At 60.4% G+C, this 24,199-nt stretch carries 21 protein-coding genes; 9 read left to right on the forward strand and 12 right to left on the reverse strand.

Annotated features, from left to right (window positions below; translation table 11 throughout):
* Positions 1-421 precede the first annotated feature (421 nt).
* The 4 genes from ROSERS_RS22920 (at position 422) to ROSERS_RS22935 (ending at position 5,766) form a co-directional block, all read left to right on the forward strand.
* Positions 422-1,165 (forward strand): (Fe-S)-binding protein, encoded by a 744-nt coding sequence (locus tag ROSERS_RS22920; protein ID WP_011959127.1) that lies wholly within the window; start codon positions 422-424, stop codon positions 1,163-1,165.
* 33 nt (positions 1,166-1,198) lie between these two features.
* Positions 1,199-2,611 carry a LutB/LldF family L-lactate oxidation iron-sulfur protein gene (locus tag ROSERS_RS22925; protein WP_011959128.1) on the forward strand — a complete coding sequence of 471 codons (1,413 nt, stop codon included), beginning with the start codon at positions 1,199-1,201 and terminating at the stop codon, positions 2,609-2,611.
* Between the two features lie 3 nt (positions 2,612-2,614).
* Positions 2,615-5,050 (forward strand): DUF3536 domain-containing protein, encoded by a 2,436-nt coding sequence (locus ROSERS_RS22930; RefSeq protein ID WP_011959129.1) that lies wholly within the window; start codon positions 2,615-2,617, stop codon positions 5,048-5,050.
* A gap of 110 nt (positions 5,051-5,160) precedes the next feature.
* A complete protein-coding gene (locus tag ROSERS_RS22935; RefSeq protein WP_011959130.1) occupies positions 5,161-5,766 on the forward strand; it encodes a Uma2 family endonuclease in 606 nt (201 codons plus the stop codon).
* A gap of 12 nt (positions 5,767-5,778) precedes the next feature.
* Here ROSERS_RS22935 and ROSERS_RS22940 read toward each other — a convergent pair whose 3' ends face one another.
* From ROSERS_RS22940 to ROSERS_RS22975, 8 genes are all read right to left on the reverse strand, one after another.
* Entirely contained in the window at positions 5,779-6,582 is an 804-nt protein-coding gene (locus ROSERS_RS22940; RefSeq protein WP_011959131.1) for a YwiC-like family protein, read from the reverse strand.
* A 19-nt stretch (positions 6,583-6,601) separates the two neighbouring features.
* Positions 6,602-7,075 (reverse strand): hypothetical protein, encoded by a 474-nt coding sequence (locus ROSERS_RS22945; protein WP_011959132.1) that lies wholly within the window; start codon positions 7,073-7,075, stop codon positions 6,602-6,604.
* 52 nt (positions 7,076-7,127) lie between these two features.
* Positions 7,128-7,448, reverse strand: a complete 321-nt coding sequence (locus tag ROSERS_RS22950; RefSeq protein WP_011959133.1) for a cupin domain-containing protein — start codon at positions 7,446-7,448, stop codon at positions 7,128-7,130.
* A complete protein-coding gene (locus ROSERS_RS22955; RefSeq protein WP_011959134.1) occupies positions 7,445-8,254 on the reverse strand; it encodes a class I SAM-dependent methyltransferase in 810 nt (269 codons plus the stop codon). The genes ROSERS_RS22950 and ROSERS_RS22955 overlap by 4 nt, the downstream gene beginning before the upstream one ends.
* Positions 8,255-8,305: 51 nt before the next feature.
* On the reverse strand, positions 8,306-8,524 hold the full coding sequence (locus ROSERS_RS22960; protein WP_011959135.1) for a hypothetical protein: 219 nt from the start codon (positions 8,522-8,524) through the stop codon (positions 8,306-8,308).
* Between the two features lie 13 nt (positions 8,525-8,537).
* Entirely contained in the window at positions 8,538-8,846 is a 309-nt protein-coding gene (locus tag ROSERS_RS22965) for a hypothetical protein (protein ID WP_011959136.1), read from the reverse strand.
* Between the two features lie 15 nt (positions 8,847-8,861).
* The gene (locus ROSERS_RS22970) at positions 8,862-11,201 is read right to left on the reverse strand and encodes an FTR1 family iron permease (RefSeq protein ID WP_011959137.1); all 2,340 of its coding nucleotides are present in this window, start codon (positions 11,199-11,201) and stop codon (positions 8,862-8,864) included.
* Positions 11,202-11,268: 67 nt separating this feature from the next.
* On the reverse strand, positions 11,269-12,351 hold the full coding sequence (locus tag ROSERS_RS22975) for an imelysin family protein (RefSeq protein WP_198136412.1): 1,083 nt from the start codon (positions 12,349-12,351) through the stop codon (positions 11,269-11,271).
* 354 nt (positions 12,352-12,705) lie between these two features.
* On the opposite strand from ROSERS_RS22975, the gene kynU reads away from it, so the two are divergent.
* Positions 12,706-13,956, forward strand: coding sequence for a kynureninase (gene kynU, locus ROSERS_RS22980; RefSeq protein WP_011959139.1), 1,251 nt, complete (start codon positions 12,706-12,708; stop codon positions 13,954-13,956).
* 214 nt (positions 13,957-14,170) lie between these two features.
* Positions 14,171-15,304: a c-type cytochrome gene (locus ROSERS_RS22985; protein WP_011959140.1), complete on the forward strand. Its 1,134-nt coding sequence runs from the start codon at positions 14,171-14,173 to the stop codon at positions 15,302-15,304.
* Positions 15,305-15,315: 11 nt separating this feature from the next.
* On the opposite strand, the gene ROSERS_RS22990 is transcribed toward ROSERS_RS22985, so the two are convergent.
* Complete coding sequence (locus ROSERS_RS22990; protein WP_011959141.1) at positions 15,316-16,545, reverse strand: trans-sulfuration enzyme family protein; 1,230 nt, start codon at positions 16,543-16,545, stop codon at positions 15,316-15,318.
* Between the two features lie 254 nt (positions 16,546-16,799).
* Here ROSERS_RS22990 and ROSERS_RS22995 point away from each other — a divergent pair, with 254 nt between their 5' ends.
* The gene (locus ROSERS_RS22995) at positions 16,800-18,107 is read left to right on the forward strand and encodes a (Fe-S)-binding protein (RefSeq protein WP_011959142.1); all 1,308 of its coding nucleotides are present in this window, start codon (positions 16,800-16,802) and stop codon (positions 18,105-18,107) included.
* 227 nt (positions 18,108-18,334) lie between these two features.
* On the opposite strand, the gene ROSERS_RS23000 is transcribed toward ROSERS_RS22995, so the two are convergent.
* The gene (locus ROSERS_RS23000) at positions 18,335-19,690 is read right to left on the reverse strand and encodes a CehA/McbA family metallohydrolase (protein WP_232282719.1); all 1,356 of its coding nucleotides are present in this window, start codon (positions 19,688-19,690) and stop codon (positions 18,335-18,337) included.
* 252 nt (positions 19,691-19,942) lie between these two features.
* Between ROSERS_RS23000 and ROSERS_RS23005 the strand changes: the two genes are divergently transcribed.
* A complete protein-coding gene (locus ROSERS_RS23005; RefSeq protein ID WP_011959144.1) occupies positions 19,943-20,764 on the forward strand; it encodes an HpcH/HpaI aldolase family protein in 822 nt (273 codons plus the stop codon).
* A 177-nt stretch (positions 20,765-20,941) separates the two neighbouring features.
* Positions 20,942-21,574 carry an HD domain-containing protein gene (locus tag ROSERS_RS23010; protein ID WP_011959145.1) on the forward strand — a complete coding sequence of 211 codons (633 nt, stop codon included), beginning with the start codon at positions 20,942-20,944 and terminating at the stop codon, positions 21,572-21,574.
* Between the two features lie 21 nt (positions 21,575-21,595).
* On the opposite strand, the gene ROSERS_RS23015 is transcribed toward ROSERS_RS23010, so the two are convergent.
* The gene (locus tag ROSERS_RS23015; RefSeq protein WP_011959146.1) at positions 21,596-22,387 is read right to left on the reverse strand and encodes a sirohydrochlorin chelatase; all 792 of its coding nucleotides are present in this window, start codon (positions 22,385-22,387) and stop codon (positions 21,596-21,598) included.
* Positions 22,388-22,564: 177 nt separating this feature from the next.
* Positions 22,565-23,851 (reverse strand): tetracycline resistance MFS efflux pump, encoded by a 1,287-nt coding sequence (locus ROSERS_RS23020; RefSeq protein WP_011959147.1) that lies wholly within the window; start codon positions 23,849-23,851, stop codon positions 22,565-22,567.
* Positions 23,852-24,199: the final 348 nt, after the last annotated feature.

The raw sequence follows: 24,199 nt of genomic DNA on the forward strand, positions 1-24,199 counted from the left end.
GGCGCTGCCGATGATGCGGCGTTCGCGCTTTCCGCTGCGGGCGCCAGCTCACTCTTGCCGTCTGATGCGCCACCGGCGATACAGCATTCCTGCCGGAAGCCCACGCCACGTGTTGGATCAGGACGAACTTCCATAGCATGTTGTCATTCTCAGCCAACCAAAAAACGGTCGCTTGTGAGCGACCGTGAAAGAGGGGATATGGCGGCGGTATTCGCTGTCGGTCTGGTCAATAATCTGTTCTTGCTGATAGTTGATAACCGCCGCGACATCTATATTCACCATGATTGACGCGCCAGACGGTTCAAAGGATGCAACCGGAAGATGAGAGTTCTATGAGAGCCAGCGTCGCGCGCCACACCTGGCGACATTTGTTATAATGCGATCTGGAAGAGTTTTGTATCAGCAAGAGAAGAGGTCATTGATGACCGCGCAGCCGCGCCGACGTGCCGCGTTATTCGTTACCTGCATCGTCGATCAGATCTATCCCGACATTGGGTTCGCCGCTGCCGAACTGCTCGAACGCCAGGGGGTCGAGGTGCACGTCCCTCGTGGACTGACGTGTTGCGGGCAGATGGCGTTCAATGCCGGGTTCCGCGACGATGCCTATGCCGTTGCGGGACGAACCATCGAGATCCTGCGCAATCAGGGGGATGTGGTGCTCCCTTCCGGATCATGCGGATCGATGATTCGCCATCTGTACCACGAACTGTTTCATGGCACTCGCCACGCAGCGGCAGCAAAAGAACTGGCGAGCCGCACCTATGAGTTGAGCGAGTATCTGGTCGATGTTCTCGGCGTTACCGATGTCGGCGCGCGATACGATGGCGTCATCGCGTTTCACGATGCATGCCACGGGATGCGCTACATGGGGCTGGGACGACAGGCGCGCACGTTGCTTGATCATGTCGCTGGCGCGCGGATCGTCGCCCTGCCGGGAAGCGACGAATGCTGCGGCTTCGGCGGTCTGTTCGCAGTCAAGCAACATCAGATCTCCGAAGCGATGCTGCACCGTAAATTGACGCACATCACGGAATGTGGGTGCGATCTGGTCGTCACCGGCGACGCAAGTTGTATGACACAGATCGCTGGCGGTCTCAGTCGGTCGAAATCACGGGTGCGAGCGTGTCACCTCGCCGAAGTGCTGGCAAATCGGGTAAGGGTTTAGGGGTTCGAATAGCAACGAGAGAGGCGTACAGGTATGTCGTCACAGACGATTGCTTTCGTTGAGCGGGTGGATGGCGCGTTGCACGATCCGTTACTGCAAACTGCTCTGGAGCGAGCGACGACTCGCTTCACTGGCAATCGCGCGCGAGCCGTCGCCGATGTTGATAATTTCGAGGCGCTGCGCAATCAGGCGCGCGCCATTCGCGCCGGGGCGCTGGCGCGCCTCGATGAACTGCTGGTTCGTCTTGCCGAAAATGTCGAACGGTACGGCGGGCACGTTTGTTGGGCGGAGGATGGCGCCGCTGCGCGCCAGTACATCATCGATCTCGCCCGGCGGCGTGGGGTGCGCACGATTGTCAAATCAAAGTCGATGGCGTCGGAAGAGATCCATCTCAATGAGGCGCTCGAACAGGCGGGGCTGGAAGTCATTGAAACCGATCTGGGAGAGTATATCATCCAGCTTGCTGGTGAGACGCCATCTCACATTATTGCGCCAGCAATTCACAAGACCCGCGAGCAGGTGCGCGACCTGTTCGTGCACCATCTGGGCATGGAGCCGACTGATGACATCCCGACAATGACCCGCACAGCGCGCACCGTTCTGCGGCAGCGCTTTCTCCAGGCGGATATGGGCATCAGCGGGGTCAATTTCGGCGTGGCGAACGAAGGGGCGATCGTCATCGTCGAAAATGAGGGCAACGCGCGCCTGACGACGACTGCGCCACGGATCCATGTCGCTATTATGGGGATCGAGCGCATCTGTGAGAGCCTTGATGACCTGGGTGTGTTGTTGCAGGTGCTCGCGCGCTCGGCAACCGGGCAGCGCCTCTCGGTGTATACCTCGATCATCAGCGGACCGCGCCGCCCGCACGAACCGGATGGACCAGATGAGTTCCACCTGGTGCTGCTCGATAATCGCCGCTCGGAGATCATTGGCGGACCATATGCTGAGGCGCTGATGTGCATTCGGTGTGGCGCCTGCCTGAATGCCTGTCCGGTCTACCAGTCAATCGGCGGGCATGCGTATGGCGGGGTCTACTCCGGTCCGATCGGCGCGATCCTGACCCCGCTGCTGCAACCGGATCTTCCCGACGCGCACAAACTGCCGCACGCTTCCAGTCTTTGCGGCGCGTGCGAATGGGCGTGCCCGGTCAGGATCGCCATTCCCGACCTGTTGCTGCGCCTGCGCGCCGATGCGGTGAAAAACGGCAAATTCGAGGTTTATGAACCGCTGGCGATGTTCGGCTGGCGCCAGGTGATGACCAACCCGGCGTTCTATCGCCTGGGTGGGAAGATGGCATCTCTCGGCACCCGCCTGCTTGGGCGGAATGGACCGGTGCGATGGTTGCCGCCGCCGCTCGACGGATGGACGAAACAACGCGATTTTCCACCGTTTGCGCCAAAGACGTTCACCGAACTGTGGGAAGAGCGGAAGAAGCAGGAGTGAGGAGTGGAACGCTACGTTTGCATTCATGGACATTTCTACCAGCCGCCGCGAGAAAATCCGTGGCTTGAAACTATAGCGCCCCAACACTCAGCCCATCCATACCATGACTGGAACGAGCGCATCGCCGCCGAATGCTACACGCCCAACACGGCGTCGCGCATTCTTGATGGCGACGGTCGGATCATTCAGATCGTCAACAACTACAGTCGAATCAGTTTCAACTTCGGTCCCACCCTGCTCGCCTGGCTCGAAAAGTACGTTCCTGCAACATATCACGCGATCATCGAGGCAGACCGGCAGAGCAGGACGCTCTTCGCCGGTCATGGGTCTGCCATCGCACAGGCGTACAACCATATGATCATGCCGCTGGCAAACCGGCGCGATAAGCGGACGCAGGTAATCTGGGGGATCCGTGACTTTGAGCGCCGCTTTGGACGGATGCCGGAGGGTATGTGGCTCCCGGAAACAGCCGTCGATATCGAAACGCTCGAAACGCTGGCGGAGTGCGGTATTCGCTTCACCATCCTGTCGCCCTATCAGGCGCGCGCCGTTCGGAAGATTGGCGCAACGACCTGGCAGGATGCGAGCGGCGGAAAAATTGATACGACGATGCCGTATCTTCAGCATCTGCCGTCGGGACGCACAATTGCCATCTTTTTCTACAATGGTCATATCTCGCGCGCAGTCGCATTCGAGGGATTGCTCTACAATGGCGACAACTTCGCCCATCGCCTGATCGGCGGGTTCCACGAGCGCATGGGACCGCAACTGGTGCACATTGCTACCGATGGTGAGACCTACGGACACCACCATCCCCGCGGTGATATGGCGCTGGCATATGCGCTCCACTATCTCGAACGCGAGCGCCTGGCGCGTCTGACAAACTATGCTGCGTTTCTGACCCTTCATCCACCAACGCACGAAGTGCAGATCGCTGAACGCACCTCGTGGAGTTGCTTCCACGGTATCGAGCGCTGGCGAAGCGACTGCGGTTGCAGCACCGGAGGGCGCGAGGGATGGAAGCAAACCTGGCGTGCGCCGCTCCGTGCCGCGCTCGACTGGTTGCGCGATACCCTCGCAGCGCGGTTCGAGACTGCCGCCGAGCGATTGCTGTTCGATCCATGGACTGCGCGTGACGACTACATCCGTGTTGTGCTCGACCGATCACCTGAGTCGGTTAATGCGTTCCTTGCCGAGCATGCGACCCGTGAACTGAACACCGAAGAACGGATCGAAGTGTTGCATCTGCTTGAGATCCAGCGCCAGGCAATGCTGATGTACACCAGTTGCGGCTGGTTCTTCGCCGAACTATCGGGGATTGAAACGGTCCAGGTGCTGCACTACGCCGCGCGCGCAATTCAGCTTGCACGTGCGCTCGACGGCGACGATCTGGAACCAGAGTTCCTGCGGCGGCTTGCGGAAGCGCCCAGTAACATACCGCAGTTTGTCAACGGTCGCGGCGTCTACGAACAACTGGTTCTGCCGCACGTGGTCGACCTGCGCCAGGTGGCGGCGCACTATGCCGCGACGTCGCTGTTCAACATCCAGACCGATCCACAGCGGGTCTACTGCTACACCGTCGAGCAGCGACGCCACCGGGTAATGGAAGCCGGGCATGCAAAACTGGCGCTGGGAGTGGCGCGAGTCACATCAACGATTACGCTCGAATCGGCGGAACTGCGTTACGGCGTGCTGCATCTCGGCGACCAGAACCTGATCGGCGCCGTGCGCACCGAGGATGGCGCTGAGAGTTACGCCGATCTGCTGCACACCATTTCGCCAGCGTTCGAACGCGCCGATCTCGCCGACGTTGTGCAGACGCTGACGCGGCATTTCGGGCGCCTCGATTACTCGCTCAAGTCGGTCTTCTATGATGAACAGCGGGCTATTGTTCGGGCGATCCTGGCGCCCGCCCTCGAAGAGACTGCCGCTGCCTACCAGCGGCTCTACGACCGCCATACGCCGCTGATTTCGTTCCTGACCAACCAGGGCATCCCGCTGCCGCCCGAAGTCGCCACAGCCGCGGAGTACGCCATGAGCATGGCGATCTATCGGGCGCTCACGGCAGACCCTCCCGACTTCGAGCGGGCGCGGTCGTTGATCGACTCGGCGCATCGCGCGGGGGTGTCGCTGGCGCGTGAGCCGCTGATTGGCGAACTGCGCCGCTCCATTGAACAGGTAACTGCGCGTCTCCTGACCGATCCGGAGTCGTCCGTACTGTTCGACCGCCTGTTGAATCTGGCGCGGTTGGTGCGCGCGCTGCCCTTTGCGATCGATCTGTGGCGCGCCCAGAATGATGTCTTCGCCATCCGCGCAACCCACTACGCCGAACTGGCAGCGCGCGCACGCGCAGGCGATCAGCGCGCACGAATCTGGACGGAGCGTTTTGCGACCGCCGCAACCCTGCTCGGCATCAGTATGTCCGGGTATGGTCGATAAGACGCCGGCACGCGCCGAACCGCCGATTGCTCCCAAGAACTCTACCCTTCCAGACGGACACGCGTGCGTGTGCTACAATGCCTTGAGCAACACGCCGAAAGGAGAGCGCTATGACGACGTCCGTTCCGCTCGACGTCCTGCCGGTTGTCACGGCTGCCGCCCCCCTCGTCGGTCCGCCCCAGGGACGCTGGACGTATGCCGACTATGCGGCGCTCCCCGACGACGGGAACCGGTACGAAATCATCGCAGGAGTGCTCTATATGACGCCAGCCCCCGGCACCGGGCATCAAAGTGTCAGCGCTCGACTGGTGACATTTCTCGTGACTCACGTTGAGTTTGCGGGGTTGGGACGAGTCTTCGCAGCACCGGTCGATGTCGAACTGGCGCCGGATACGGTCGTGCAGCCGGATATTGTGGTCATTCTCAGCGCCAATCTCGATCGCATCACCCCCAGTCGCATTATCGGCGCGCCCGACCTGGTCGTTGAAATCCTTTCCCCCGGCACGGCGGGGTATGACCGGCGCGAAAAGCAGGACGCTTATGCGCGGGCGGGCGTGGGTGAGTACTGGATCGTCGATCCCGGCGCGCAGACGGTGGAACTTCTGACGCTCGAACAGGGCGGGTATCGCTCACACGGCGTCTTTCGCGGGCAGGCGCGCCTGCCGTCGTCAGTGGTCACCCTGCCCGTGCCGGTCGAACGCTTCTTCCAGGGGTAAGGCAACCGCAGTCTACAAACCCATCTGGAAACCCACCGCAATGCCTGCGACGGTCAGAAAACTCATACCGAGTTCCTGCACCCCCACGATTGGCGTCGGCGTCGCCAGACTACGCGGGAGCAACCCAAGCACAGCCCGCAGCAGCAACACACCAAATACAGCGCCCGCCAGCCAGGGAACGAGGTCTATCGCAGCCAACCCGACAACGAGCGCCAGCGCGACAGCATGAGTCAGATAGACCGGTGCGCGACCGGCAGGTACACCACGCGCCAGACGAATCCGGGCGCGCACGTAGATGATAGCGCTGGTGGCTTTGAGCGCCAGCAAGAGCCAGAGCAAAAACGCCGGCGTCATCCGCCATCCACCGCACAACGCTATCGCGGGCGCAAGCGCACCAAGCGCATTGGCGCCACATATTTCTGCCAGCAGTGAGCGACTCTGCTTGAGCAGATCATAGCGCAACTGCACAATTGCGAACGGAACCGCCAGCAGGAGCGGCAACCAGAACGGATGCGCCGTTGTCAACCAGGCGATCAGCAACGCCGTCAGAGCGCCAGCGCCATACAGCGCAACGAACCGCTCCGCCCACACGGTGCGCGGATACCGCCTGCCGCGCTGTCGATCGCCCAGCGCAAGTTTCAACGGTTGACGCATGAGAAAAGCGCCCAGCGCCGCCAGACCGAGCCAGATTCCGGCGACCGATGGCGCAACCCACAGACCAAGTACGATGGGCGCGCCAAGAAATCCCCATCCGCCATGCTCGACGGGCAGAGCGATGGGGCGAAGACGAACCGGACCGGTCGTTGCTTCTGCCATACGCACCCTCCAAAATCTATCATCCCCATCCCAACCGCACAAGTGGACGTTCGTATGGTGACCAGGGCCAGGGGATAGCAACAAATGTGATGAGAAGACTGATCGAGAACAAGAGCGCCGCCCGTCGATGACGCTGGATGTCATTGCGCCCCTTCTGCGCGAGCGCACTCCCTGCATGCGCCAGGCTGAGAGCGACGAACATCTGTACCGTGTGCTCTACCACAAAAAAGCGGAGTGAAGGCTCGCGCGTGACCGTCTCCGGATTCGTCCATGCCAGCCAGGCAACAGACTCTGGCAGACAATAAAAGACGCCGCCGATCAGCAACTGGAGCGAAAGCGCCAGCGCGAACCAGCGTCCAGCACGTCGGTCATCAGAAGTCCATGGATGGGCGCCAATCCAGCCACGATAGGCGCGATACAGCGCCCACAACCCTGCCAGCAAAACCACCCATCGCATCAGGTTGTGCAGCGTGAGAATGGTCAGATACAGCACCAGACGAGCCTTTCCGCACCACGCAGAGACAAGCCGCAATGCACCGATGGCGTCATTGGGAACCTTTCAACAGGAGCAGCAGCATAATGACCGGCGTCTTCGCATGAATACTGTGGGGCAGATGCGCTGGCATATGAACCCAGGTATTGGGACGCGCATCGATCCTATCGGTTCCCAGCGTCACCTGCGCTTCGCCCTGGATGAAATGCATGATGGCTGGCGAAGAAGACGTATGCTCCGACAATTCCTGCCCGGCTGCAAAGCCGAACACCACCACCTTCAACCCGCTGTCCTGATAGAGTGTGCGACTGATTGTACCGTCTTCAGGAATAGTAACCTGCTCCGCCAGATCAAGAAACGTTGTGGCATTCATACGACCTCCGGTTTAACCGCTACCAGCGAGATCGCCATCAAGTGATCCTGATAGGCGCGAAAGACGCGGCGCATCGTCAGGATGCGCTGGCGCGCTTGCGGGGTACGCAGGATATTGAAAACGATTCGCAGCGTCCGTCCCAGACCTTCATCTTGAAGCATACGGGCTGGCTCCAGCAAATGCATGGGCGCAGTGTGCTCAGCCTGCACCTGGAAACCCTCCGCTTCCAGTACTGCTCGCCATTCCGAGGAAGTCAACGGTCGGGCGCCAACGTGGATTGCAGCAGAAAGGTCTCGTAGTATTGCGTCCTTTTTCTCGTCGTTGAGATTGTCAGGTGTCAATCCAAGCTCATGAATACCATACCGTCCGCCGGGTCGCAATATGCGGTACGCTTCGCGCACGATGCGCGCCTTTTGACCTTGTGTATGCATTGTCAGCATCGCTTCGCCGTATACGACCGTCGCCGATCCATCCTCTAGCCCTGACTCCTCAGCACTTCCCGTCAGGCAGCGGTAGTGGGGAGAGGTCAGGAACTTTTGCACGGCTGTCGCCGCCGCTGCATCCCGCTCGATACCGGTGTATGATGCAGGCTGGCGCGCGATCGTCAGACGCGCCGTTACTCCCAGCCCTGGCGCAAACTCTACGACATGGTCGTTCGGACCGATTGCCAGCGTGTCGAGCATACGCCGCGTCAGTTCTATTCCACCGGGGCGCAGCACACGCTTTCCCATCCGTGCCAGCAACCAGTGCCCAGGCATCTTTGCGATATCCAGGTTCGATCCGGGTACGTATGTTTCCTCTGCCATAACATATCCCCCTTCTGGCTACACTTCACAAAGAACCGCACTGGCTCATCCTCAGGCGCAATGACGCACAGGAGACACGGTGTTTGTCGTCTCTTCTCGTGCGACACGTTCGATGGTACGGGTCACAATCTCAACAACCGCAGCGCGCGCTGAAGGCGACAGTGAGACACCGCCGATCTGAGGATCAACGGAGAGCCGGGAGAGTTCCTCATCGAGCAACTGATCGACAAGCGCTGTGAGGCGGCGATTGCGCGGTATAACCCTGATCATATGCAGTATCCTCCTACGAGAGATCCCCGGAGATCGAGCGATGCCGGGCAGGATCAGACGGGTGATCTGCGTCAAGTGGATCGATGTCGGTCAACGGACAGCAGCGCTGACGCCGGGAAGCAGCGGGCAGTCGAGCCGGGTCGGGAGCGGTGGTCTCGGTTGCAGCGCGACGCTGCCTGCGACGGTTCTGCCGCCGCGCCTGCAGGGTTACCCCGATCAACCAGCAACAGACCGATAGCAGAGCGAATGCCAGTGCGATCTGGATCAGGGCGATCCAGTCAATCCCCGCACCCGGATCAGCGAACACGCCTGCGATCATCATCCCTGCCCCACGATTTCAACCGCGCGGCGCTATCTCCGATGCCAGCGCGATTCGACGCTGCCGTCGTTGCATGTATTCCGCCAGATAGTAACTGCCGATGACGAAGATAGCTGCCGCAGCCTGCAACCCGATCCCTTCCCACGTCGGATACAACCCGAACCAGAATCCCGTCCAGTACGGCAACTCCAGCCAGCGAATCGGGTGGAGCGGCAACCAGCCGATGACTTGCAACACATTGACCGTTTTCCCCACCATCTGCAGCAGCACGGCGCCGATCAGAATACCGGTCACGATCAGCATCTTCTTGTGCGGCAGTTTCGCCTGCATCACGAACACCGCCAGTCCGACCAGCAATGTTCCCGCCAGACCCAGCGCAACGCCGACGAGCACAACCATTGCGTCACCTTCGAGCGTCAACGCCTGAAGGAAGAGCACCGTCTCAAATCCTTCCCGGTAGATACTGGCGAAACCAAGCGTGATCAGTCCGAGCCACTGACCGGCATGCCCGCCGAGGATGCGCTTTTTCCGCTGATGAAACGCAGCCATCCAGTCTTTCCAGTACACATCGTGAAAGAACCAGTTGGTGATCAACAAGAGCACAGCAACCGCGATGAGCGACACGATCGCTTCAAGCATCTCACCCAAACGCGCCATTGCCATCAACGCACCCTGAGCAACCATCCAGGTCACGACCGTTGCGGCAAGCGCCACTGCTGCACCGATCCAGAGAGGAATGCGGAAGCGACGCTGAGCGCCAACTTTCAGGCTTCCCATCAATGATGCAAGGATGACCACGGCTTCCAATCCTTCACGAAAGACAATAATCGCAGCATTGGTTGCAACAGCGGCAGGCGCATTGCTTCCTGCCAGCGCCTGCTCGGCTTCGGTAAGCGCCTGATCGAGTGCGGCGCGCGTGGCGGCAATCTCATCTGCTGACGCTCTCCGTTCGATCAGGAATGCCAGCCCGCTGTGGTCACCCTGTCCATACCAGAAATATCCCTCGATGATCGGTTTGTACTGCGGCGCAAAGGCGATCAACTTCGCCTCCGGTCCAATTTCCATCACGGCGTATGCTTCAAGGCGCGCCGACTCGGCAAGTTCGTACTCGCCAGCCCTGACCGCCTGCTCCATCTGATCGAGCGCGGTTCGAATGACGTCGAAATCGGCGCCGCTGTCCTGCTTCTGCCACTCCTGCGGCAGAAGGATCGCAAGATCGGTCAGCAAAGCAGCGGTTATGGCATCGACGTCCGACGGGTCAGCCACTGCACTGCGGCTTCCGGCAGCGGCAAGCATCTGACCGAGTTCATCGAACTGCCGGGCGACTCGACCGGCGGCACCAGGGTCACGCTGTTCCAGCAGATCGCGCAGATCGGCAAATGCAGCGGCAGCACCGGCATGAAAGGTGATTGCTTCCCGAATTTCGAGATCAATGGTTACCTGACCATTGCGCACCCCACGTCCGTATTCAACCGGCACAAGCCGCAAGAAACGGAGCATCTGTCCGCTGCGCCGCTTTTGTTCTGCGGGGCTTAGAGGAGCAGCGCGAAAGCCACGAAGCGCCTGCTCGACCTCTGTCAACGCACCTGCCACATCGTCACCCGACTGCGTTGCCTGGCGCAACGCCGCAAACAGCGCACGCACCGTTGCGGCGGCAGTTTCGCCCCGCTGCTCTGCATAAGCAGGCGCAAGAATGGAAAAATACCCTTCGGCGAGCGCTCCTGCTTCAGCGCGTCGCGCAGTGAAGCCGCGCGCATCAACGGCGCGAACTGTTGCCAGCGCTTCGTTCAGGCGCGCCTGGTATGTATCAAACAGATCCGCCTGTACCGCCAGAATTGCATCGGTTACAGGAGCACCCCGCCTGGCGACTTCATGGATCGCGCGCGTGGCATCGGCATTCGGGCGCGAAAAGCGCGTTGCATGGCGAAACTCGCGCACTGCCAGCCACTGTTGCGCCTGCTCGACCTCTCCTGCCTGGAGCGAACCGATCACAACCTGATATCCGCCAGCAAGGATCGCCGTCCATATCTGCGCGCGAGCAGCGGCAAATGCCGCCTCATCTCCGCCAACCAGCGCCTGATCGGCAAGAGAGAAGCCAGCGCGCGCGTGCGCATCGGATTGCGCGGCATATGCGGCGATTGCTGGCGCCAGCGTCGTCGTGTACCGTGTACGAATCGAGTCAAGGCGCACGCGCGCGCCCGCCGGATCGTCGCGCATACGCAACTGAATCTGAACCAGCGTGCTACGAATGGTTTCCGCTGCCTGTCCGGGCGACGGCGATTGTTGCGCCTGCGCCACACGCACCGTCAGCAGCATGAGAAGGACAAAAAGCGCTGTCCAGAAAGATAACCGACGCATTACTCCCTCGAATTACTGCATCATTCGGGTTCGACGCTCGCGATGTTTCGACCAACTCACCTCGCTGTTACTCGACAATACGGATGCCAAGCACACCGGCAACCTGACTGATCTGACCGGTGATCGCAGTCGCCCGATTCTGAGCTTCTGCACCGAGCAGATCGGCTTCTTGGGGAGTAAAGCGCCTGCCGCCCTGCTCCTGCGCGTAGATGTCGGCAACGAACGCTCTGAGATCGCGCAGTCCTTCTGCGATCTGATTCGCCTGAGCGGCATCGACCGTTTCGACTCGCGGACGAACCTGCGCGTAGACGACCTCTAACCCGCCGAGGATGTCCTGGATGTCAGCCAGACGCGAAATGACGTTGAAGTCTCGTTGCGTTGAAGCATCCCCCAGAACGAAGCGCGAGTCGCGCCAGGACGCGAAATATTCACTCATCGTCGGCACCATGACCACCAGCGCGGTAAACGCATCCGATTCGGTCGGCGTCCAGGCTTGAGCGGCCGCCTGAAGATCGTTCGCCATCTGAGCCAGCATGTCAACGCTTCCCTTCAAAACACTGGCATCCGGCAGCGTTTCGCCAAAGGCGATCACGCCATCGCCATTCCAGTCAGCAGCGACATCTGTGCCATACGCCGGTTCGGTTCCCCACAGCGTGCTCTCTGTGACACCGAAGAGATTGCCGGGTTTGGGCAGCACACGACCGTCCGGCAACTTCAGGTCGAACGACACGGCATTCTCTGGATCATCAACGCCTGCTGCGCCCGCATCGAGATCAACATCGAACTGTGCCAGGCTGGGAGTTCCGGCGACAATGCCTTCCATCTTTTCGTACAGCGGACTGGCTTTCATCCAGGCGGCGCGAGCGTCTTCGATCGCGGCAATCGCCGCTTCTCTGCGCGTGCTCCACAGGACTGCGTAATCGAATCCGACTTCACCGGCAAGGGCATAGTAGCGATCAGACGCGACCTGGAGTTCTGTCGCCGCCCCGGTGAGTGCACGGCATTGTTCGAGCAGATAGGTCTTTATGCCGCTGAGGTCGGATGTTGCGGCAGTCGCAGCCGGCGTCGCCGCTGGCATCGGCGCCTGCCCGCAGGCGACTATTGCAAGCGTGAGGAAACTGGCAACCAGAAGGCGAGACACGTGGTTCATCATGGTTTCCTGTTCTGGACAGACCTTTTGCTTCACCAATGCGACGCCCGATACCGCGCCTTACGCCACCGCCTGAAGCGGTTCGACAGGACGTGATGCAGAATATCGATCCATCGCATGATGTTGGTTAGCATATCCTAATAAAATCGATTTGTCAAGATAAAACAGTGAAAATAGACCGACACAACGTTTGCATTGCTCAACCTCGCTCGTGCTATAATGTCGCCCACGCTTTGCGCCCGAAGAATCCGCGACTCGCTCCGCATAGAGCGCTCTGCCGCAATGCAGACACACGTCGGCGAGGCTGCCGCCGTCTTGCGACCGGCGCCCGCATCTGGATAGGAGAGTATCATCATGTCGCAAAGCCCACCTATCTCTCGTGCTGCGCTCGTGGCGCGCGACGCCGCCGATCCGCTGGCGCACTTCCGCGATTGCTTCCATATTCCCGACAACCTGATCTATCTGGACGGCAACTCACTCGGTCCACTGCCAAAACGAACCGTCGAGCGAATGCATCAGACGGTGAATGAAGAATGGGGGCGCACGCTGATCAAGGGATGGACGGCATGCGACTGGATCAACGCGCCGGCGCGTATCGGCGCAAAGATCGCCCGCCTGATCGGAGCGCATCCAGATGAAGTGATCTGCACCGACTCAACATCGATCAATCTGTTCAAGACCCTGGCGGCTGCGCTTACCCTGAATCCCGGTCGCCGGGTAATCCTCTCGACGCGCGATAATTTCCCGACCGATCTCTACATTGCGCAGGGGTTGATCCAGCATCTCGGCGGCGGGTATGAACTGCGGATGGTGGATGGTGAAAGGATCGCGGAATACCTGGACGATCAGATTGCAGTATTGATGTTGACGCACGTCAACTATAAGACGGGGCGTATGTTCGATCTGCCCGCCCTGACGCAGCAGGCGCACGCCTGTGGCGCACTCACGCTGTGGGATCTGGCGCATTCTGCGGGAGCGATCCCGGTAGATCTGAACAGCGCCGGCGTCGATTTTGCGGTCGGGTGCGGCTACAAATATCTCAACGGCGGTCCTGGAGCGCCTGCCTACCTGTTCGTTGCGCGCCGGTGGCAACCGCTGTTCAGTCAGCCGCTTTCGGGATGGATGGGGCATGCCGAGCCGTTTGCATTCACATCGATCTATGAGCCGGCGCCGGGGATCGGTCGCTACCTGTGCGGTACACCGCCGATCCTGAGTATGGCGGCGCTCGAATGCGGCGTCGATCTGCTGCTCGAAGCCGATATGCAGCAGGTGCGGGCAAAATCGCTGGCGCTCACCGATCTGTTCATTCATCTGGTCGATATGCGGTGCGCCGGGTATGGTCTTGAACTCGTGACCCCGCGCGATCACGCCATCCGTGGGAGTCAGGTCAGTTTCCGTCATCCCCAGGGATACGCCCTGATGCAGGCGTTGATCGCCGCCAATGTTATCGGCGACTTCCGCGCGCCGGATATTGTGCGCTTCGGGTTTGCGCCGCTCTACCTCCGCTTTGTCGATGTCTGGGACGCAGTTAACCGTCTGTTGCACATTCTCGAATCGCGCGCCTGGGATCGCGAAGAGTTTCACCGCCTCAAACCGGTGACGTAGAAAAGTAGTCCTGCAAGCAGATATCCGGGCAGGCGACCGCCATCTCATCGCCTGCCCGCAGTGTGACGCTGTCCCACGCGCAACCTATTATCTTCTTTACACACTCTTAAACATATTGCATATCATTTACAGCAGGTAAACGCTCTGTATCGCCGCCATGCGCGGTTTTCTTCTATCTTCGCTGTGGAACGCCACGAAGAGAAGGAGACGATCGATGCGACATGCGGCAAAGGTGTTGATCCTCTGGTTGATCCTGCTTGCCGGATGCGGTGCGGTTGCCAACCAGATGGCGCCTGGCGCCCCGAACGCCGCAGTTCCTGAGTCGAGTCCATCACCGGTGGCGCAACCAACCGGCGATCCGCAGCGCGGTGCAGCGATTTTTGTCGGTGATGTCACGATCGCTGGCTTCGTCGCCTGTCGTGGATGTCATTCCGTCGATCCGGCTGCCGGTGACGGTATCGGACCGAACCTGGCAGGTATTGCGCTCCGCGCTGGCTCACGTATGCCTGGCGTCCCGGCTGACGATTATATCCGACGGTCGATCCTGGTGCATGACGATTATGTTGTACCGGGGTTCGAGGCAGGACTGGCGCGCGGGGTGGTGGGGCGCGATTTTGCGGAGATATTGAGTGCGCAGGATGTTGCCGATCTGACCGCGTATCTGCTGACCCTCGATCAGACGACGGTTGCACAGGCGCCCACGATGCCGCCATCTTCCCCGACATCATCACCAACACAACCTTTGCCAGCGGCATCGGAAACCGTCACCCCTTCACCAACGCTCTCAGCAACGGTCGAACCATCGCCTGGAGGATTGTCGCCAACCCTTCCCGCTTTGCCGTCGCCCGACAATCGCACCGCAACAGCGACCGGCAGTTCATTGTCGCCAACCCCTCCTGCTTCACCATCGACCGACAATCGTACCACAACAGCGACCAATCCGACGAACGCTCCATCCACGCCGCAGGGGACACCCGAACCGGCAACAGTATCACCCACCGCCGTAACACCGACGATCCCGCCATCGCCAACCGGAGCGGCGCCTCCGACCGCTGCGCCGGCGCCGACGCAACCACCGTCGCCGGTGGCGACCACGCCTGTCGCCAATCAGGACGAGCCGCTTCCCGAAGAACTGCGGGTTTTCACAGGATGCATGACCTGTCATGACCAGCACGCGCAGAGTATCGTTCGGATGCCGCATGTGCGCTTCCCAAGATGTTCCGCATGCCACAGCGGTTCGCCTTCCCGCGTCGGATGCCCGACCTGCCATAGCATGCACCGCATTCAGGCGCCCCATGGCGGCGAAAACCCAAACCTGCCGTGCAGTCACTGCCATACGGACAGGTGACAGGTGTCATATCACATGTCGATCAGGCGGTCGAGCGCGTGACGCAGATCGGCAATGATGTCAGCAGTCTCTTCGATCCCCACCGAGAGACGAACCATGCCATCGCTGATGCCGCGCTCGGCGCGCTGTTCCGGCGTCAGTTCGCGGTGCGACGCGATGGACGGCGCGCTGGCAAGGGTGTAGACATCTCCGAGAGTCGTGGCGGGCAAAATGAGACGCAGCGCATCGAAGAAACGATGCAATGCCTCACGGTTGGCTGCGCGCAACTCAAACGTGACAAGCGCGCCAAACAACCCTCCAAACATTTCGGTTGCCAGCGTATGCTGCGGATGGCTGGCAAGACCCGGATAGTGCACGGTTGCAACCGCCGGGTGGGTGGTCAACCAGGTTGCAATCTCAGCAGCGGAACGACACTGCTGACGCACACGCAGCGCCAGCGTCTTCAAGCCGCGCAGAATCTGGTATGCCTCGAATGGTCCGAGCGATGCGCCCAGCAACCGCGCCTGGCGCCGCAACGTGTCACGGACCAGACCGGTGCGCGCCACGACCACGCCGCCAGCGACATCGCCGTGCCCGCCGAGATATTTCGTCGCACTGTGAATGACCAGATCGGCGCCGAGTGTCAGTGGTTGCTGCAACACTGGCGTCACAATGGTGCTATCCACTGCCAGCCGAGCGCCTGCCGCCCGTGCACGCTGCGCCAGCGCCCGAATGTCGATCACGCGCAAGAGCGGGTTGGAGAGTTGCTCAACCAGCAGCACATCGGGACGGTGCGCTTCCAGCGCCGCATCGACTGCGTTCAGATCGCACATATCACACGTAACGATCCGTGTTCCGCGCGCGGCGAAAAACTCCTGCAACAGCAGGGTTGTCGCGCCATACATATCACGCGCCGCCAGAATAGCGCGCGGCGCGGGCGCGGTTGCACCACGCGGCGTGCCTGCCGCCAGCAACGCCGCATACAGCGCCGCCATCCCGGAAGCAAACGCTGTCGCGCCCGCGCCGCGCTCAACGACCGTCATCGCCTCTTCCAGGGCGGCCACCGTGGGGTTTCCATAGCGGGTGTACACATACCCGCTGCCGCTTTCAAGCGCTGTGTCGAGCGCCGCCAGATCGGGGTGCAGATACGTTGCGCTCGTGTAGATGGGAGTAGCAGTCGGCGTCGATCCGGGCGCCGGCGCGCGCTCGCCTGCATGCACCAGTCTGGTCTGCAAACACCAGTCGGGTTGATCATCGTTCATGGCATACCCTCGGAGAAATACACGCTGCTATCTTATCATGCCTTGACCGATTCGTAGTACAATGGTGAGAAGCATCGATACACCATCCCAGAAACCGCAGCCTGATCGAATCTCCCGGTTTTACGAGAACAGGGGCAGTCTGTGTTATGCCTGAACGTGCGTGTGTATGTCATAGAACACGCTGGCAGCGCGCACTGCGATGCTGGTGTGTCGGTGCGTGCTCGCCTGACCTGTAACGATCATCCAGGAGCGTTATGAGCCAGATCATCGAACTGTTGCGCAGCGAGGAGTATCGCAAAAAACTGGACCAGTGCATCCACTGCGGTCTTTGCCTGCAAGCCTGCCCGACGTATGACGTGTTCGGAACAGAAATGGACTCTCCTCGCGGACGCATTGCGCTTATGCGGGCAGTTCATGAAGGAAAGATCGCGGAAGATCGGATCAATGGCGCCTTTGCCACCCACATCACCCGCTGCCTGGCGTGCCGCGCCTGCGAAACAGCCTGTCCCTCCGGCGTGCAGTATGGGGCGCTGCTCGAACCGGCGCGAGAACTGGTCGAGCATCACCGTGCTCCGTCCCCTGCAGAACGAGCGCTCCGCTGGATCGGTCTGCACCAGTTGATGCCGCATCGCGGGCGTTTGAAACTGATGGCGTCGGCGCTGTGGCTCTATCAAAAGACCGGGCTTCAGGGTCTCGTTCGCCGCCTGAATGTGCTTCCGCCACATCTTCGCGCTATGGAAGCGATCATCCCGCCGCTAACGCCGCGTTATGTCGATTATAGTGCGCCTGCTCCGCCGGTCGGCGAACGGCGCGGACGGGTAGCGTTCGTCATCGGGTGCGTGCAGGAAGCGTTTCTGGCGCCGGTCAATCAGGCAACGCGACGGGTGCTGCGGCGCAATGGGTTCGAGGTGATCACGCCGATGATGCAGACGTGCTGCGGCGCAGCGCACGTGCATATCGGCGAACGCGATGCTGCGCGCGCGCTGGCGCGACGCAATATCGATGCATTTCTGGCGGAAGATGTGACGGCAATTGTTATCAACGCTGGCGGGTGTGGTCTGGCGCTGAAGGAGTATCCGCATCTGCTGGCGGACGATCCGCTCTACGCAGAACGCGCACAGCGATTTGCGTCGCTGGTGCGTGATGTGAATGAGTTCCTCGCCGATCATCTCCACCGTCCGCCGCGTGGTGAAATGCGCATACGCGCAACATATGTCGACTCATGCCACCTGCGCCATGGTCAGCGGGTCTCGCGCCAGCCGCGCGACCTGCTGCGCACCGTTCCAGGGCTGGAACTGGTCGAACTGCGTCAACCTGATCGTTGCTGCGGCAGCGCTGGCGTCTACAACATTGCACAACCCGATATTGCCGATCAGGTGCTCGATGCGAAGATGAAGGATGTCGCGGCGACCGGCGCGACGCTGGTGGTCACAAGCAATACCGGTTGCCATTTACAGTTGATCGCCGGTGTGCGCAAGACGGGCTTGAACGCCAGAGTTATGCACGTCGTCGAAGTGCTCGACGAATCGTACCGTCGCGAACAGGATGCCGGGCGTCGATGACGCGGCGCACTCCACGCGCCTTTGCCCCTCATCCCCCCAACCCCCTTCTTCCACAAGGGGAGAAGGGGGAGTGTGGGCATCCTGATGCCTGAAACCATCGCGTCATACATCGCCGCGTGCGACGCAAGGGGAGAAGGGGGAGCCTGAGTGTCCTGATGCCTGAAACCATCGCGTCATACATCGCCGCGTGCGACGCAAGGGGAGAAGGGGGAGTGTGGGTGTCCTGATTACTCTTCTGGTTCAAAGTAGATCGGATTCGTCACCGCCAGCAATTCGCCGTCCGCTGCGCGAATTTCCGCAACGCACCATTGCGCTTCGCCCTCGTTCAGCGTCCATGAGCGTTCCCCGCCCGGCGTGGCGATATCCTCGTCGATCTGTGCGCCATTGGCAATCAGGCGCAACCGCGCGCCAGGAGGAACATCACGCCAGCGCGCCTGAATAGTTGCTGCACCCCTGGGAAGCATATCCCCCATCATACCGGTCGTCGTGCCGCTGGCGCCGGTCAGTTCAAGCGCCGGACCGCTGCTGAGATAGAGTCGGCCATGAGCGATAGCGCGCAGAATCGCTCCTTCGTCACGTCGGGTTGCATAGACAACATTGAATCCAGGACACGCCCCGGCTGGCGCCGGACCGTGCGCATCGGTTCCGGCAGTTGCAGTGATCCGCAAGCCCCAGTTCAGCCATTGATACCACAACGCCAGTGCGGCTTCATTGTTGCTGTCGCCGTTCCACAATCCATTCCACACCTCGACAGCGCGCGCCGTTCCCGGCATCATGTCCACGTAGCGCCAGTCACAGCCGGTGCAGAAGGGGTCGCCGGGCGCCAGTGGATGCGCAATAACGAATAACCCGCCCTCTTTTTCAACGTCGGCGGCAATCTGCGGCATACTGCGCTCACCGGTGCGGACGCGCCAGTCGATCCAGCGGCGCGTTCCCAGACTCAACGCATGTCCCCAGAATGTCGTCAACTCCATCCCCCCCATCACCAGCAGATCATCGGTCGTCAGTATATCGAGGTTGTGCAATTGCGCAATGGTATTGTGGTCGGTCAGCGCCACGAAATCCAGGTGACGGGCGCGCGCTGCTTCGAGCAACGCCGGTATATCCCATTCGCCGTCTGAATGAACCGTATGTGCGTGCAGATCGCCGCGATACCAGCCGCGTCCGGGGGTCTTCGTCGGGCGGGTGACCGGTGTTGGTTCAGGTGGCGCGGGTGGCGCAACCGGCTCATCGCTTGTCGAAATGTCGAGCGTGTAGCGACAGGGAGCGCCGGGGGCAACCATATGGGTATCGATGACCGCATCCCACTGACCTGCCTGAAGCGAACCGGGCAGGTAGCCTGGCGTTGCGTGCGTCGCGTCGATGACCACATCGTGCTGTGCGCCGCCACGGTGCCCGGCGCCGCGGAAACCGGTTGGATCGAAGAGTGAGAGACACAGCATGGTGTCGATGCCATTCACCGCTGGCGGCTCGAAGCGCAGGCGAATGAACAGCCGGGTCGCACCGGATGGAACCTCGAAAGGATGGCTGATATGCCGCTTCCAGTCACGTTCGGTCAACGCGCCGCTGAATGATGCCTGCATACGATGGTGAACCTCCCCCATTATCGCTTCCCGTGCGGATGTTTTCGGGGTTGAGACGATGCCAGACCTGTGAGAGACGAATGCTTCCTCGATGTGCGTTTGCGCCGGTCACGCCCACTGCACGAAACAAGGGGCGACGTCGCTGAAGCTCAAAGCATGCCTTCAACCTGTATCGGCAACCGTCAATCTTCCTGCTGTTCGTTGTGCATCCTATGCCAAAGCGCGGTAGAATGCAAACGAAAGGAGGAACCAATGCTGCCGATCAACCGCGTGAAACAGGCGCTCAAAGCCGGACAGCCGGTGTACGGAACCATGCTCGTCGAGAGTGCATCCACAGCATATGTCATGATGCTGGCGCACGCCGGGTACGACTTTGTGTTCATCGATATGGAGCACGGCGTTTACGATCTCGGCGTGGTCGCTGAAATGATCAGGGTGGCGCGCCTGACCGGTCTCACGCCACTGGTGCGGATTCCCGACCTGGCATATGATCTCGTGGCGCGCACCCTGGATGCCGGTGCGATGGGCATCATGCTTCCGCGCGTCGAGACTGTCGAACAGGCGCAGACGCTGGTCAGGTACGCAAAGTACCCGCCGGAGGGTGTGCGTGGAGCAGCTGCCGGTCGTGGTCACACCGACTACCGCGGCGCCGCGCCACGCGATCTGGTGCGTCACATGAATGAGCATACGCTGGTCATTCTCCAGATCGAACGGGAGGCTGCCGTGCAGCGCATCGATGATCTGTTTGCTGTGCCGGGCGTCGATGCCGGGCTGATCGGACCGTTCGACCTTACGATCTCGCTGGGGGTGGAGAGCGTCACCGCGCCGGAAGTTGAGTCGGCAATCGCACGGGTGCTGGACGCCGCGCAGCGTGCTGGCGTTGCATGTGGCATCCACAGCAGTGACCCACAGCAGACGGCTGTGTGGCGAGCGCGCGGTATGACTCTGCTGATGAGCGGCAGCGATGCACAATTCTTCAGCGCAGGAGCGCGTCAGGCGCTTGCGGCAATGCGCCAGGATCATCCACACTCCAGCAGTCCTGTCGACCCAACCGGTGAGCCTGGAGCGGTGTAGGGCGCAGAATCCTGTTTCAACCATGTGATCACGCAAGATACTACATATTGCCCTATGCACATGCTTGTCAGGTAGCATATAATGACAGAAGGCATCGGGTGAGATCGTTTGCCGATACGACAAAGGCGTCGAATGATCTTTCCCTGTTCAGGAAACTGCGCCTGAGGAAAGATAATCATGACCGAACCGGATTTCGAGGGTGCGCGAACATACGCCCTCATGCGACTGGCACAGGAATTGCCGGAAACCGTAACATACCACTCAGTGCATCACACGCGCGACGACGTCGTGCCGACCGTCGAGCGCCTGGCGCTCGCCGAGGGCGTCAACGGTGAAGACCTGTTGCTCCTGCGCACGGCCGCGTATTTTCACGACCTTGGATTCGTCGTGCGCCGCGAAGAGCACGAACAGGCAGGTGCAGAGATTGCCGCCAAGGTTCTGCCTCAATTTGGCTACACGCCAGCACAGATCGACAAAATCTGCCGGATGATCATGGCAACGCGCATTCCTCAATCGCCGAAGACATTGACGGAACAGATCCTGGCGGATGCCGACCTCGATACGCTTGGCAACGAGCATTTCTGGCGGCAAAGCGAAAAGTTGCGCGCGGAAAACGAAGCGTTCGACGGACCGATGAGCGATGTCCAGTGGTACATGACGCAGGTGACGTTTATCGAGAACCACCGCTACTGGACGGCGACGGCGCGCGCGTTGCGAGAACCGCGCAAACAGCAACATCTGGCGCAGTTGCGCAAAATGCTGGAACACGCGCTTCGTCAGGCTGAAATGCCGGTGGATGAACAATCCTGATCGGAAAACAGCGCCAGCGATCTACGACACATCGATTGCAGCGCGCACCCGGTCGGCGATTGCTGTAATCAACCGGCGATCATACGCCAGAGGCTCCGCCTGAATAATGGTCACTTCAGGGTATCTGGCAGATACGCAGGCGATGGCGCGCTCGATGACAGGCGCTGTCATCCTACATCGCTCCAGAGCGTATGGCGCAACGATGATCGCCTGGCAACCCTGCGCAATCAGCGCCTGGAGGGATGATTTCAGGGTTTCCCCGTCCTGATCGGCAGCGTAAAAGCGCACAGCAGTGTACCGTGTCGCAGTCGGGCAACACGTGGTTATCGCTTCTTCCAGAGGCGCAGGGATGTCTGGCAGCCCTTTCCCGACGATCAGCAATCCGATTGCGCGCTGCTTCTGCCATCCGGGCCAGGTGAGGCGACCATGATGCATATGATGCGCTGCCACATAATCGGCTTCGATCACACGCTGGATGAGCACCTCTATCAACGCATGATGATGCCCAAGCGCCTCAGCGATACGCAGCGCGAGGTGCGGGTAAACCTGGCGCGCGCGTTGCACCGTGCGTTCCAGATCCGCCCAGTCCTCCTTCGCCAGTGACAGTGTGTACGGCACAATGACTGCCTCCCGGGCGCCCCGGGCAACGCACTGTTCGAGCGCTTCACCAAAGGAAGGGCGCTGATGCTGGAGAAATCCAGCGGCAACGATAGAGGCAACACCGGCCTTACGGCAATGCGCCGCCAGACGAATGAGCGTCGCTCCCGTTCGGGGTTCCGCCTGTCCTCGACCTGCCAGAATAACAGCGCGCATGCAGCTCCTGTATTGTGAGCGAGTGTGATGTCACTTCATCATACACACTGATGTACGCTGCGGAGACACGAATGGATCTTGCGGGTTTTCCAGCCTGTCTGACGTCTGCGGGGGGGCAAAATCAGGGGGTGCAACACTCTCAAGCGTGCACCCCCACAAAGATCAGTGTTCAGCCGCTCATTCCGCTTTTGCGCTTCCGATCATCACCGCACCCTGCGGCTGATCATGACCAACGCCGCTCCGCAATGCTGGCAACAACGCCGAACCGACAACTGCGACGGCCACGGCGATCAGCGCGCCGCCCAGGTAATATGGCGCACTCACGTTGATCAGATCGAACGTCGTACCTGCCAGGATCGGCGCAGCGATCCGCGTCAGGCTGATCAGCCCCTGCGTCCCGCCCAGCGTCGCTCCCTGCTCGTGCGCGTCCACCCGCCGCGAGATCAGACCGGTCAACGCCGGTGTTGCCATTCCATCACCAATAGCGATGGCGCCAACCGCCGGGAAGAGCATCCATGCCTCCGGCGCCAGGGCGACCGCAATGAATGCGCCTGCCATCATCGTCATGCCAGCGATTGCCAGTCGCGTCTCACCAAAGGCAAGCACCAAACGGCGGATCAGAAAACCCTGCATCACCACCGCCAGCAACCCGACCAGCGTGAAGATCAGCGCATTATCGAGCGGACCGAAACCGAAGCGCACATCGCTGAACACGGCAAAGTTGCTCTGCAAGCCGGAAAATGCCATATTGAGCAGGAAGATGCCGATCAGCAGCGGACGAATGCTGGATCGCCGCAACAGCGCGCTCAGGCGCGACACCGGATTCATCCCACGCATCGGCGTGACCATGCGTCGCTCAGGCGGCAGCGACTCCGGCAACTTGAAGTAACCAAAGATCACATTTGCGAATGCAAGACCGGCGGCAACGAATGCTGGCGCTTCCAGGCTGATTGTGCTCAACAATCCGCCGAGCGCCGGACCGAGCATGAAACCCAGACCGAATGCTGCGCCGATCATGCCCATGCCCTTCGTGCGCTCTTCGGGGGTGGTCGTGTCGGCAATGTATGCCTGCGCAGTCGAAATACTTGCGCCGGTAATTCCGCTCAGCATCCGACCGATAAACAGGATTGCCAGGACTGTTTCGACCCCAAGAAACGACAGGTATTCGGCAAACCCGAACAGCACATACGACAGCCCGCTGCCCAGGACGCTGATGAGCAGGATCGGTCGGCGCCCATACCGGTCGGACAGAGCGCCGAGCACCGGTGTGAAGAGAAACTGCATCAGCGCAAAGGACGCCATCAATGCGCCGACGATGATCGCGCGATTGGCTGCCAGCCATGGAATGCTCGACTGCTCGACGATCTTGAGATAGTACGGCATCAGCGGCAACACAATGCCGATACCGAGCAGATCGATCAAGACGGTCAGGAACAAAAAGAGTTTTGGCGAACGCAGGTTCATAGACCCCTTCTTCTGCTTGACTGTTCAGTAAACCTCGCTGACTATCATACTCCACCCACGATGTTTTGTCAATACTTTGCACATGTTTTGCATAAATGTCAGCGGCAACAAAAATGCAGCCCTCACCGAGGGCTGCCTCACGCCATGAATCGGAAAAGCCCCGGTCCTCATGGAGATTGAGCATTAAATCCGGTATGCGCCTCGTGCCGTGGGGCTCATGGAGATTGAGAATTTATTCCGCTCTACCGCGCTAGCCGTGGGGCTGAAGCCCCCGGCTATGCGAGGCGAAGCCCGCCTGCGCGGGCTGTAGCGGATTATTTACTCAAAGACCATGAGGTGCGCTGCGCC

The organism is Roseiflexus sp. RS-1, assembly GCF_000016665.1.
In the GTDB taxonomy this organism is placed as follows: Bacteria; Chloroflexota; Chloroflexia; order Chloroflexales; family Roseiflexaceae; genus Roseiflexus.